At 40.5% G+C, this 12,297-nt stretch carries 11 protein-coding genes; 9 read left to right on the top strand and 2 right to left on the bottom strand.

Annotation, left to right across the window (positions count from 1 at the left end):
- Window positions 1–261 precede the first annotated feature (261 nt).
- On the top strand, window positions 262–1,251 hold the full coding sequence (gene pta / locus SAZ04_RS05260; protein WP_332692139.1) for a phosphate acetyltransferase: 990 nt from the start codon (window positions 262–264) through the stop codon (window positions 1,249–1,251).
- A 245-nt stretch (window positions 1,252–1,496) separates the two neighbouring features.
- Here pta and lipL read toward each other — a convergent pair whose 3' ends face one another.
- Window positions 1,497–2,333, bottom strand: a complete 837-nt coding sequence (gene lipL / locus SAZ04_RS05255) for an octanoyl-[GcvH]:protein N-octanoyltransferase (RefSeq protein ID WP_332692136.1) — start codon at window positions 2,331–2,333, stop codon at window positions 1,497–1,499.
- A 190-nt stretch (window positions 2,334–2,523) separates the two neighbouring features.
- On the opposite strand from lipL, the gene SAZ04_RS05250 reads away from it, so the two are divergent.
- The 4 genes from SAZ04_RS05250 to SAZ04_RS05235 all read left to right on the top strand — a co-directional run bounded on the left by SAZ04_RS05250 (window position 2,524) and on the right by SAZ04_RS05235 (window position 5,541).
- The gene (locus SAZ04_RS05250; protein ID WP_332692133.1) at window positions 2,524–2,748 is read left to right on the top strand and encodes a YuzB family protein; all 225 of its coding nucleotides are present in this window, start codon (window positions 2,524–2,526) and stop codon (window positions 2,746–2,748) included.
- A gap of 307 nt (window positions 2,749–3,055) precedes the next feature.
- Window positions 3,056–4,354, top strand: a complete 1,299-nt coding sequence (locus SAZ04_RS05245; RefSeq protein WP_332692130.1) for an HD domain-containing protein — start codon at window positions 3,056–3,058, stop codon at window positions 4,352–4,354.
- 19 nt (window positions 4,355–4,373) lie between these two features.
- Window positions 4,374–4,877, top strand: coding sequence for a YwgA family protein (locus SAZ04_RS05240; protein ID WP_332692127.1), 504 nt, complete (start codon window positions 4,374–4,376; stop codon window positions 4,875–4,877).
- A 139-nt stretch (window positions 4,878–5,016) separates the two neighbouring features.
- Window positions 5,017–5,541, top strand: coding sequence for a YwhD family protein (locus SAZ04_RS05235; protein ID WP_332692124.1), 525 nt, complete (start codon window positions 5,017–5,019; stop codon window positions 5,539–5,541).
- A gap of 510 nt (window positions 5,542–6,051) precedes the next feature.
- Here SAZ04_RS05235 and SAZ04_RS05230 read toward each other — a convergent pair.
- On the bottom strand, window positions 6,052–8,121 hold the full coding sequence (locus SAZ04_RS05230; RefSeq protein ID WP_332692122.1) for a transglycosylase domain-containing protein: 2,070 nt from the start codon (window positions 8,119–8,121) through the stop codon (window positions 6,052–6,054).
- Window positions 8,122–8,338: 217 nt separating this feature from the next.
- Here SAZ04_RS05230 and speE point away from each other — a divergent pair, with 217 nt between their 5' ends.
- The 4 genes from speE to SAZ04_RS05210 all read left to right on the top strand — a co-directional run bounded on the left by speE (window position 8,339) and on the right by SAZ04_RS05210 (window position 12,194).
- Window positions 8,339–9,166, top strand: coding sequence for a polyamine aminopropyltransferase (gene speE / locus SAZ04_RS05225; protein WP_332692119.1), 828 nt, complete (start codon window positions 8,339–8,341; stop codon window positions 9,164–9,166).
- Window positions 9,167–9,340: 174 nt separating this feature from the next.
- Window positions 9,341–9,784 carry a YwiB family protein gene (locus tag SAZ04_RS05220; protein ID WP_332692116.1) on the top strand — a complete coding sequence of 148 codons (444 nt, stop codon included), beginning with the start codon at window positions 9,341–9,343 and terminating at the stop codon, window positions 9,782–9,784.
- The gene (argS, locus tag SAZ04_RS05215; protein WP_332692113.1) at window positions 9,781–11,451 is read left to right on the top strand and encodes an arginine--tRNA ligase; all 1,671 of its coding nucleotides are present in this window, start codon (window positions 9,781–9,783) and stop codon (window positions 11,449–11,451) included. Before SAZ04_RS05220 ends, argS begins: the two co-directional genes overlap by 4 nt.
- A 239-nt stretch (window positions 11,452–11,690) precedes the next feature.
- On the top strand, window positions 11,691–12,194 hold the full coding sequence (locus SAZ04_RS05210; protein WP_332692111.1) for a DUF456 domain-containing protein: 504 nt from the start codon (window positions 11,691–11,693) through the stop codon (window positions 12,192–12,194).
- Window positions 12,195–12,297: the final 103 nt, after the last annotated feature.

Raw genomic sequence — 12,297 nt, 5'->3', positions numbered from 1 at the left:
CGACACATAAGTCAAGAATCCTTTGGTCATCCTAAAAGTACGTAATAAGAACGTGCAAAAGAGATCGTTCAAGAGCTAAAAAACAATTTTTTTTAAAACAACCTCTATAAGAGTGAAAACCCCTAATATAACTAGCATGTAAGCGAAAACATAAAGGTTTTTTAAAGAAATAACATTTGAATGAAGTTGACAAAGGTGGTTCCTTTTTGCATGCAAGAGGAGTATTCTTATCATAGAGTAAGAGATTGAGGAGGAATTACGTTGAGTAATCTTTTTAATGAAATAAAAGCCCAAGTGGAAAAGCACAAACCAACGATTGTGTTGCCTGAAGGTACAGATGAACGTATTTTAGAAGCAGCGGCGAATTTAGCAAAGGATCAAGTTGTAACACCAATTCTTATTGGAAATGAAGCTGATGTGAAAGCGACTGCAAGCGCACATAATATCGAGTTAGGTACGATTACAATACTCGACCCACATAGTTATAATGGAATCGATGAGATGGTTGCTTCATTCGTGGAACGTCGAAAAGGAAAAGAAACAGAAGAGACTGCACGTGAAAAGTTAATTGATGTGAACTATTTTGGAACGATGCTTGTGTACATGGGCAAAGCTGATGGTTTAGTAAGTGGCGCAGCGCATTCAACAGGTGATACGGTTCGTCCTGCTTTGCAAATAATCAAAACTCAACCAGGTATCAAGCGGACATCCGGTGTGTTTGTCATGGTTAAAGATGAGCACAAATTTGTATTTGGTGACTGTGCGATTAACATTGCTCCAAATAATGAAGAATTGGCTGAAATTGCGATTGCAACAGCTGAAACAGCTAAAGTATTTGGAATAGATCCAAAAGTAGCAATGTTAAGCTTTTCAACGAAAGGGTCAGCTTCTTCAATTGAAACAAAAAAAGTGTCAGAAGCAACAAAACTTGCTCAAGAAGCAAGACCTGATTTAGTCATCGATGGAGAGTTCCAATTTGACGCAGCATTTGTTCCAGCCGTTGCGCAAAAGAAAGCTCCAGACTCGCCGCTACAAGGGCAAGCAAACGTCTTTATTTTCCCAAGCCTAGAATCAGGAAATTTAGGGTACAAAATTGCCCAACGCCTTGGAGGCTACGATGCAATTGGTCCAATTTTGCAAGGGTTAAACAGACCAGTTAATGATTTGTCACGTGGTTGTAACGCAGCTGACGTTTATAAATTGTCACTGATCACAGCGATGCAAGCTATTAACCAAAAAATAACAAGCTAAACGGTTATAGCTATACTTACTTTGGCTTCATCCGATATTATACAAAAAAGGCAACAATCTCTTAACGGGTTCACCTGCTGAATAGAAAAAATTACAACAAAGCACATCAAAATCGCACAGGTTTTGTTGTGCTTTTTTATTAACAGGGGATGAGCTTGTTCATGTGTAATGATGCAGACTACGTAAAGAAGGGTAAGGAGGTTTTATAAAATGGATCAGAAGAGGATGCCACAAGCTATCCCCTTCTACGTCGTTAATGCTTTTTCATTGCGGCTAACTACACGCTCATAATTCTCTAAAAATAGGCTTTGTTCAGCTTCTGAAAAAGGTTGAATCGTTAGCTGAGCGCCTTCGTTTTGAATCGTAAGCAATAATGTCCTCATCACATCTGCAATGGAGAATTCCGCTTGAAGAAGTTCCTGTAAGGAAGCCATTGTAGAGGACTGAACTGTTGGATATGTAAATTTTGTCTCTTTGCCGTTGACTGCTTTTTCGTAAAAGTGTTTGATCAGTTCAGCGCGCTTGCTCCCGCTCCCTTTCACACAGAGGTAGATCTGAACAGCAATCCCTCCGCGAATGCGGCGTTGTGAAATTCCTGCAAACTTCTTTCCACTAATACTTAAATCATAACTTCCTGGGCAATAAGAGCCGACAATTTCATAAGCATCAATGTTCACTTGATAGGAAGCGAACATTTTTTTAATAACGGAGTACATCAATTCATACCCATCATCGATTGACCGTCCTTTTTCTTCCTTGAAAATGAGGGAGAGATTGAGAACGCCATCATCTAACACAACGGCTAGTCCACCAGAATTGCGAACGACGACCTGATATCCATTTGCTGCTAAGTAAGCGCGCCCTTCTTCGATTTCAGGGAGCCGACTATCCTGGATCCCAAGTACGATCGTGTTGTGATGAACCCAAGCTCGGACAGTTGAAAGTCCGTCACGCTGACCAACAAATGTGCAAAGTGTATCATCATAGGCAAAAGATTTCAGAGCATCGAAATCAGGTCCAAATGTCGTGTGATCGATTAAACGCCAAGTGTCAGAGATAAAGGGAATCGTAAGGTTATTCATAGGCAAAAGCTCCTGCTAATTTGTTTAGGAACTATTATAACACGTATTTGGAGGGTGGTGGAGGCGGGGGCAGACCCCAAGTTTTGTACATTGCTTCTCGATAAGTTTGTGTTATACTAGTTTGTGGTTTAAAAGTAGATCATTTTAGTTAAACATAGAGGTAACAGTAAATAAAAGGGGTCAGATAACTATGGCAAACGAATTTCGTATTTGTGACGAATGCCAAGCGACCAATACTAAAACACTCGTTCCACGGTTGAAAAAGGTGGATTCAGACGCAAGCATCGATATTCGCTGTCAATCGTATTGTGGACCAGGTAGGAAAAAGTCGTTTGCATTCGTGAACAATCGTCCGGTCGCAGCACCAGATGAAGATCAATTAATTGAAAAAGTATTGAAGAAATTGAAAAAATGAATCCCAGTTGCTTATATAGTAATTGGGGTTTTTTGATGTACTTTAAAAAGGTCGCCCTTCACCTTTTTAAAGTACATCAAAGCAACGAGCGGAGCCGCCGCTTTGTTTTAAGCCTTTAGGAGTGCTCTTCTCCTAACAGGCGCGCGGCGAGTGAAGCCGTTGCAAAATGTTCGCACTCTTCAAGCTAAAAGGTCGCCCTTCACCTTTTTGGAAATAACTCATTCCCATTAGATTTCTCCCGAGAGGCGACAACGGTTTTTCGATCCTTTATAATAAAGGTACTAATAGTGAAACGAGAGGAACGGATATGACAAAACCATATTACGGTCAATTAGAAGAAGAAAAGGTATTTAAAGATCCTGTACACCGGTACATTCATGTGCGGGATGAGTTGATCTGGGCGTTAATTGGTACGAAAGAGTTTCAACGATTACGCCGCGTCAGGCAGCTAGGAACTACATACGTTACGTTTCACGGTGCCGAGCACACACGTTTTAACCATTCGTTAGGTGTATATGAAATTACAAAAAGAATTCTTGATGTGTTCGAAGGGCGTCCGCATTGGAATGAAGAGGATCGGCTTCTAGCACTTTCTTCTGCGCTTTTGCATGATGTCGGTCATGGTCCTTTTTCTCACTCATTCGAGAAGGTATTTGACACCGATCATGAAGAATGGACAAGACAAATCATTCTAGGTGATACAGAAGTAAACGAAGTGCTCTCAAATGTCGGTGCTGATTTCCCGCAAGCGGTAGCGGATGTCATTGAAAAGACGTATTCGAATAAATTGGTGACAAGTATTATTTCTAGTCAAATTGATGCTGATCGCATGGACTACTTGCAACGTGACGCGTACTATACAGGCGTTAGTTACGGGCATTTTGATATGGAGCGGATCTTACGTGTCATGCGCCCGATGGAAGATCAAGTTGTCATTAAACAAAGTGGGATGCATGCGGTGGAAGATTACATTATGAGTCGTTATCAAATGTACTGGCAAGTGTACTTTCACCCTGTTACACGTAGTGCGGAAGTCATTTTAAGTAAAATTTTTATGCGGGCAAAAGAACTTTATGAACAAGGATATGAGTTCAAACATAAGCCAAATCATTTTTATTCCTTTTTTGATGGAAAAGGGAGCTTGGACGATTATTTACGACTAGATGAGGCGATAACTCTCTATTATTTTCAAATTTGGCAAGAAGAAGAGGATCGCATTTTACGAGATCTTTGTGTAAGATTCGTGAATAGAAAATTATTTAAGTACGTTGAATTTAATCCCAATTTAAGAATGAATGATTGGCCAGTACTGCAAGACTTGTTCCGCCAAGCAAATCTGAATCCAAACTATTATTTAGTAGTAGATTCATCATCAGATCTTCCCTATGACTTTTATCGTCCTGGTGAAGAAGAAGAGCGCCTGCCAATTCATTTGGTTATGCCGAATGGGAAGTTACGCGAATTGTCGCGTGAATCCGATGTCGTTGAAGCGATATCTGGAAAGAAACGTACCGATCACAAACTCTACTTTCCGCTTGATTACTTAGAAGACGAGCGTGAACATAAAGACGTGAAGAAGAAGATTCGAGACTTGCTAAACGTATAGGATAAAGGGGGAACAAGCATTGCTGAAGGATCATGCAAATGTGATGGCACTTTTTTTGCAAGCTGGTGAGGTTGTTGGACGGAAGAAGCTGCAAAAGATTATTTACATTGCGAAAAAAATGGACGTGCCGTTTTCAGAGCGCTTTAAATTTCATATGTTTGGACCATATTCAGAAGAACTAAGCTTGCGAATGGAAGAGTTATGCAACCTTGGATTTGTCGAGGAAAATAAAGAGGATAAAGGAAACTATTATCAATACCGTTATGCTCTTTCAACAGAAGGTCAAAAGTTTCTAGATTTGTATCAGTTTGATTTGCCGGAGACTAGCGAACTGATCGATTGTTTAAACGGACAAAGTTCTCGTTTTCTAGAACTTGTCTCAACGCTCTTGTATTTTGAAGAGCTCACGCGTGAGGAAGTAAAAGAGAAGGTTTTTACGTTAAAAAAGAAGTCCAATTACACGGAAGATGATATCGAGCAAGCTTATCAATTTATCAGATCGCTTCGCTCGTTAAAGCAATAATCAAAAAATGCTCAATTTCCGAATGGGAAGAGAGCTTTTTTCGTATGTATTCAATAGACGTGAAGAACTTGGATCACTGTGATAAAATGACTAATAAGATTAAATGGAGCCAGTTGAATCAGAAAGGGTGAAGAAGAAAATGGATTTATTAAATAATGACAACCTCAAAAAGAAAAAGAATGGGTTTAATATTTTAAGCAATGACTCAACCGATGGTCATGGTGGCTATGGTGCTGGTGTGATGAATTTAGATAATGTCTCTCCTGTATTTGTTGATCCAGAAGAAGGGGAAGCGTTCGTTGATATGGGAGCCTTGCATGCACGTTCTGCAGTTGAGAAGCGTATTAAGTTTTTGAAAAATAAAGAAGAGGTACCGAATGGGAAGCTGTATTGGCTTGTTTGGGTAACGATTCATTCCAAAGACGGAAAGCCTTATTATGCAGGAGTAGCGGGTTGTGAGATGACCGTTGATATCGAGATCCGACGTGGGTACAAAAGCTTACCAGAGCATGTCAATAAAATGGATAAATCGCTAAAAGGTCATATCCTCGTTGATGATATGGATGATAAATCAAAGAAGATTTTAGCCGAGTTCTTAAAAACGCATAATGAACAAATGTGGGAAAACTCAGACAAATCTTTACACGAAGCATTAGAGAAATAGTTCAAAAAGGTCGAACTTTACCTTTTTGAACTATTTCGAAGCAATGAGCGAAGCCGCTGCTATCTTTGAAGCTTACTATGAGTGGGTTTCTCATAGAAAGCGCGCAGCGTGCGGAGCCATTGCAAGTATAAGAAGGTAAAAAGGTCGAACTTTACCTTTTTGAACTATTTCGAAGCAATGAGCGAAGCCGCTGCTATCTTTGAAGCTTACTATGAGTGGGTTTCTCATAGAAAGCGCGCAGCGTGCGGAGCCATTGCAAGTATAAGAAGGTAAAAAGGTCGAACTCAGTGTAATTTGATTACCGAATTTCTTTATTTCGTATTTGTAAACCCCTAAATTTAAATAATTTCGAACGATTTTTGAACACTGGATGCGACTCTTGAGCTTTTCGACAAGAGCGAGTAAACTGAAGAAAGTATAAAAGCACATTTATACTAGGACACGAAAAAGCGTGAGGGAATTTTCCCTCGCGCTTTTTCACATTACACACGAATTGTTAGAAACGTTTTCCTAATGATCTAGCCACTTAAAGAAGCGGTCTAAGAATCTTTCTTTTTCATGTGTGGCTTCATCAATGGCTTCTACTTCTTCGCCGTTTGGTGCTGGTTTTGGACATTCTTGTGTCGGTTCGGTTCCTTCGACGAAATACGTGACTCGGTTTGTCGGGCAGTCTTCGGTTGCGAGCAAGCCATTTTCTGGGTTCATTTTCACTTCAACGACTCCATCAGGCTTAGGAAAATTTAAAGCAGGCTGATCTTTAAGTGCATGCTCGGTAAAGTTTGCCCAAATATTCTTCGCGTGTTGTCCTTCGGTAGAATGATTAAGTTTCAGCTTTCTATCATACCCAACCCAGACACTTGTGACGAGCTGTGGTGTATAACCAACCATCCAACTGTCCCAATCGGTGGAACCGGATTTACCGGCTGCAGGACGGTTAATAAGGTGTGCAACGGAACGTCCTGTTACCGATGTATGTGCATTTAAATAGGGTTCAAACATTCCCTTCATTAAATCCGTCATAATATAGGCTAATTTAGGATCTAGCACTTGCACAAGTTCAGGCTCTGATTCATAAAGAACATCGCCTTTTGCATCAACGACTTTTCGAATGAAGCGAGGTTCTACTTTTTTTCCTCCATTGGCAAAAGCACTATAGGCTCTAGCCATTTCAGTAATTCCAACATCAGAAGTACCTAGAGCTAGAGAAGGTCTCGCACCTACCGGACTTTCAACTCCGATCCGCTGTGCAAGTTCCCCCGCTTTCTCCGTTCCGAGTAGTAGATGCGTTTTAACGGCGTAAATATTATCTGAAAAAGCCATTGCTTGCAAAAGGGTAATAAAGTCATTCGCATAGTTATTATTAAAATTACTTGGAGACCACGTATCTCGTCCATCATCAACTTGAAAGGTGGTTGGCTCGCTTAACAGAGTCGAAGCAGGTGTATAGCCATGTTCAAGTGCTGCATAGTAAAGAAATGGTTTGAATGATGAACCAGGGTGTCTTCTTGATCGAATGGCGCGATTAAAAGGACTCTCGACATAGTCTTTTCCACCAACGAGTGCTTTCACATCTCCTGTACGTGGGTCGATTGCGACAAGGGCTGTTTGGAGTTCTGTGTCAGGCATTTCTCGTTCAACCCAATATTCAGCTTCTTTTTGCATGTCAGGATCAAGCGTTGTATACACTTTTAACCCGCCCGCTTCAAATAACACTGGATCAATTCCTACTTCCTCAGTGAGAATACGTTCGACAGCGTCCTGAAAATAAGGACCAACTGTTGATGGACTATCGAGTTCATCGTAGACAAAGTCTAACGGCTCTGCATGAGCTTCATCTGCTTCGACTTGGTTAAGAACACCATTTGTCACCATTGATTGCAGGACAACAGCTTGACGCTGTTTGGCTCGCTCTAAATCAAATAAAGGAGAATAATAACTAGGGCCTTTCGGAATCCCTGAGAGCATACTCGCTTCTGCAAGCGTGAGGTTACTCGCGGGTTTTCCAAAATAATGCTGCGCAGCTGCTTCAATTCCGTATGCACCATGACCATAGTAGACCGTATTTAAATAACCTTCTAAAATTTGATCTTTGTCATAGTTCATCTCTAAGCGAAGTGAATAGAGTAATTCATTCCACTTTCGTTTCCATGTTTTATCATGACTGAGATAAAGATTTCGTGCATATTGCTGTGTGAGTGTGCTTGCTCCTTGAGCCATCGAACCTGCACGAAGGTTGGCGATCACAGCTCCTCCAATTCGATTCACATCAAATCCTAAATGCCGGTAAAATCGTCTGTCCTCAATTGAAATCGTTGCATCAATGACATCTGAATCAATCGATGACAAGCTAACCCAATGTCGGTTTTCACCTTGATGGTGTTGCCCGATCGGTGAGTTATCGACGCCATAAAAGACGGTTGTTTGTGCCACATTTAAAGGCGGTGGTCCTTGCATTTTTGTGTAGGATAATAGCGAAACAGCTGCTCCAGCAGCTAACACAAGTGAAAGTAATAATAATCGAAAAAACAAACGGACTAAGCGCCGTCTCCGGCGTATTCGTCGGTTAATAACGACTTCCATAACGTCACCCCTTTCTTAGATTGAGATTCTGTATAGATATCCTTCTCTCAAGTTTTGGTAGAAAATGCTTTTTTTAAACGTGGAAACTGGTGAAGTTTGGATAAGTTTTTCTTGCTTTTTTTTTTCGTTGCTTTATACTTTCATTTGTTAAGAGTAGAACGAGTAAAAGTAGAAGACTCTATACATGACAAGTATGGATATTTATGAGGTGATTATAATGGAATTATGGTATACAGAAAAACAAACAGAGCGTTTTGGAATTACAGCAAAAATTAAGCAAACTCACCATACAGAACAAACGGACTTTCAAAAGCTTGATATGATCGAGACTGAAGAATTTGGCAACATGCTCGTGTTAGATGGCATGGTGATGACAACGGAAAAGGATGAATTTGTCTATCATGAGATGGTTGCTCATGTGCCTTTATTTACGCATCCAAACCCAAGAAACGTTCTAGTTGTTGGTGGTGGCGATGGCGGTGTGATTCGTGAAATTTTAAAGCATCCATCTGTTGAAAAAGCAACGCTTGTTGAAATCGACGGAAAAGTAATCGAGTATTCGAAAAAATATCTTCCTACGATTGCTGGAGCGCTTGATGATCCGCGAGTTGATGTTCAAGTTGATGATGGCTTCATGCACATTGCGAAATCAAAGCAGGAGTATGACGTTATTATGGTAGATTCAACGGAACCAGTAGGACCTGCAATAAAATTGTTTGAAAAAGGATTCTATGAAGGAATAAAAAAAGCATTAAAAGAGGATGGGATTTTCGTTGCGCAAACGGACAACCCGTGGTTCCATAGCGATTTAATTACAAAAGTGTTCAGTGATGTAAAAGAAATTTTCCCAATTACACGCCTGTACACAGCGAATATTCCAACATACCCAAGTGGCCTATGGACGTTTACAATTGCATCTAAGAAGCATGACCCTCTTGAAGTAGAAGAAAGTCGTTTTCACGAAATTGACACAAAGTACTACACGAAAGAACTTCACAAAGCAGCATTCGCTTTACCGAAGTTTGTAGCCGATTTAGTGAAATAAAGGAAATGGACATCATGAAAAAGAGCAACCTAGATGGGTTGCTCTTTTTGGGTCAGACCCTTCTGTGGAACTCCGCCGCGCTAAAGGTGGGTCAGACACGATTAGATCTATTTCAATCTTGCAACTGGCAAGTAAACTCGCTAAACTTGAACAATAGAGAGGTGTGCGAGCAGCATGGATAAAACGATAAAGCGATCAGTGAAAATGCGTTTTCAAACAAAAATCGACCATGGTGAACATACAGAATCGTATGAGTTTACGACTCGTGGTCAATTATTTCATAAAGGGAGTCAAGATTATTTGCGGTTTGAAGAGTCGTTATCAGAAAGTGAAAGTGTGCAAACGACGATGAAGTGGGATGGGCGTGAATTGATGCTCATTAGGCAAGGAACGATCTTGATGCGACAAGGATTTGAAGTCGGAAAGAAAACGATTGGTCGCTATGTGACACCAGAGGCTTCTTGGGAAACAACGGCAACAACAGATAAATTACTCGTTCAATGGCCGTCTGGAAAAAATCGCGGCCGGATTCAATTAACTTATCAATTTTCCCTGCAAGGTCAGGATACAGGAACACACCAAGTACGGTTAACATTAGAGGAGGATACATCGAAATGAACAGTGTAGAACAGATGAAACAGCAATTAAAAGATGAAATTATTGCAGCTGTTATAGAAGCAGGACTGGCAAGTGCCGAAGAGATTCCAGAAGTCGTACTAGAGACGCCAAAAGAGAAAGCTCACGGTGACTATGCAACGAATATGGCCATGCAGCTAGCACGTGTAGCGAAAAAAGCTCCACGTATGATTGCTGATGAATTAGTAGGAAAGTTAAATCATCAACGTGCTTCTATTGAAAAAGTTGAAATTGCTGGACCTGGGTTCATCAACTTTTTTATGGATAATAGCTATTTACGTGAAGTGGTTCCGGCTGTTTTACAAGCGGGAGATACATATGGAGAAACAAATATTGGAGAGGGAAAACGAATTCAAGTCGAGTTTGTTTCAGCGAACCCTACAGGTACGCTTCACCTTGGACATGCTCGTGGTGCCGCGGTTGGCGATGCATTATGTAATGTGCTCGCAAAAGCAGGATATGATGTGGAGCGTGAATATTATATTAATGATGCTGGGAACCAGATCAATAACTTGATTCTTTCATTAGAAGCACGTTATTTTCAAGCGTTAGGACTTGATAAACCAATGCCTGAAAATGGCTACCATGGTCAGGATATTATTGGATTTGGACAAGCGTTAGCTAGTGAACATGGAGATAAATATGTTCATGTGACAGAAGAAGAGCGTCATGCATTTTTACGTCAATATGGTCTTGAAAAGGAATTAGAAAAAATCAAATTCGATTTAAAAGAATACCGTGTTAATTTTGATAATTGGTTTTCAGAGACCTCTCTATATGAGACGGAAAAAGTAACAGAAACATTACATGTCTTAAACGAAAAAGGCGAGACGTACGAGGAAGACGGCGCAACATGGTTCCGATCAACAACGTATGGAGATGATAAAGATCGTGTGTTAATCAAAAATGACGGGAGCTACACATACTTAACTCCTGATATTGCGTATCACCAAGATAAAATGAATCGTGGTTTTGATAAATTAATCAATATTTGGGGTGCGGATCATCACGGCTACATCCCGCGTATGAAAGCTGCGATCCAAGCGCTTGGCTATACACCAGAGCAACTCGATGTAGAAATTATCCAAATGGTCAGCTTATTTCAAGGTGGCGAAAAAGTGAAAATGAGCAAGCGTACAGGAAAAGCTGTCACCCTTCGTGACTTAATGGAAGAAGTAGGAATTGATGCGACACGTTACTTCTTTGCGATGCGCAGTGCGGACTCACAACTTGATTTTGATATGGATTTAGCTGTTTCAAAATCAAGTGAAAATCCTGTGTATTACGTGCAATACGCTCATGCGCGCGTCTGTAGCATGCTTCGCCAAGGAGCAGAACAAGGCCTCACGTTCGATGAGTCAACTGATCTTTCAGCGTTATCATCGGAGAAAGCATATGATTTGTTAAAAGCGATTGGCGATTTTCCTGAAGTGGTCGCAGAGGCTGCTACAAAGCAAATTCCACACCGCATAACGAACTATGTTCATGAGTTAGCATCAACACTGCATAGTTTCTACAATGCAGAACGTGTCATCGATCCTGAACAAAAAGCCGCGTCATCTGCACGACTCGCATTAATGAAAGCAACTCAAGTGACGATTAAAAACGCTCTTGCGTTAGTTGGCGTTCAAGCACCTGAAAAAATGTAAAACAGTCATACCGGAACGCTTGGAGATAGCTGCCAAGCGTTTTCGTGTCTGATATGCAGTGTAAAATCGCTGATAACGGTTATTTTTTGCAAATAAAAGCAGTTTCGCTGTTATATTTTCGATTTCGCTGATAAAATCTGTTTTTCGCTGATAAATTTCGTAATTAGCTGATAAAAATCGTGTATCGCTGATATATTGAAGAATTCGCGAATAAACGTAGGCTCAAGGAGGCTGTTGCTATGACGATTGTCATTTGGATTCTAATCATCGCATTGTTTCTGTTAAGTTTTATCGGATTGGTCTTTCCAATTATTCCTTCCGTACTCGTGTTGTGGGGAGGATTTCTTCTTTATACGTTTGCCATAAATAGCGGGGTGCTGTCGCTATGGTTTTGGATTGGAGCAGCACTGTTAACGTTGTTGATTCTTTGTGCAGATTTGATTGCTAGTCAGTATTTTGTAAAAAAATATGGAGGCTCAAAATGGGGGGAACGGATGGCGGCAATCGGGGTCATTGTCGGTTCATTTGTTTATCCGCCATTTGGGCTTATCTTTGTCCCGTTTATCCTTGTCTTTGTAACCGAACTGATTAACGAGAAAAATCCCCAGTATGCGGGTAAAGTCGCTGTAGCTTCTTTACTTGCTTTCTTAAGTAGTACATTTGCTAAATTTATTATTCAACTCGTAATGGTTGTTTGGTTTTTCATGGAGGTTGTACTAAAAGGATCGATTTTTTCTTTTTAAACAACAGCAATAGGCGCACTAGCTAAATGGAGCTAGTGCGCTATTTTTTGCACATATCATGATCGACAAGTCACTTCTACTTCCTACTTAGAAACTTTTTCTA

The organism is Halalkalibacter lacteus (assembly GCF_036663595.1).
Taxonomy (GTDB): domain Bacteria; phylum Bacillota; class Bacilli; order Bacillales; family Bacillaceae_D; genus Halalkalibacter; species Halalkalibacter lacteus.
This window is presented reverse-complemented; position numbering and strand designations above follow the sequence as displayed.

Excerpts from the sequence above, each read along its gene's own strand:
- lipL (WP_332692136.1), bottom strand. The coding sequence starts at position 2,333 with ATGAATAACCTTACGATTCCCTTTATCTCTGACACTTGGCGTTTAATC.
- SAZ04_RS05250 (WP_332692133.1), top strand. The coding sequence starts at position 2,524 with ATGGCAAACGAATTTCGTATTTGTGACGAATGCCAAGCGACCAATACT.
- SAZ04_RS05245 (WP_332692130.1), top strand. The coding sequence starts at position 3,056 with ATGACAAAACCATATTACGGTCAATTAGAAGAAGAAAAGGTATTTAAA.
- SAZ04_RS05235 (WP_332692124.1), top strand. The coding sequence starts at position 5,017 with ATGGATTTATTAAATAATGACAACCTCAAAAAGAAAAAGAATGGGTTT.
- SAZ04_RS05230 (WP_332692122.1), bottom strand. The coding sequence starts at position 8,121 with ATGGAAGTCGTTATTAACCGACGAATACGCCGGAGACGGCGCTTAGTC.
- speE (WP_332692119.1), top strand. The coding sequence starts at position 8,339 with ATGGAATTATGGTATACAGAAAAACAAACAGAGCGTTTTGGAATTACA.
- SAZ04_RS05220 (WP_332692116.1), top strand. The coding sequence starts at position 9,341 with ATGGATAAAACGATAAAGCGATCAGTGAAAATGCGTTTTCAAACAAAA.
- argS (WP_332692113.1), top strand. The coding sequence starts at position 9,781 with ATGAACAGTGTAGAACAGATGAAACAGCAATTAAAAGATGAAATTATT.
- SAZ04_RS05210 (WP_332692111.1), top strand. The coding sequence starts at position 11,691 with ATGACGATTGTCATTTGGATTCTAATCATCGCATTGTTTCTGTTAAGT.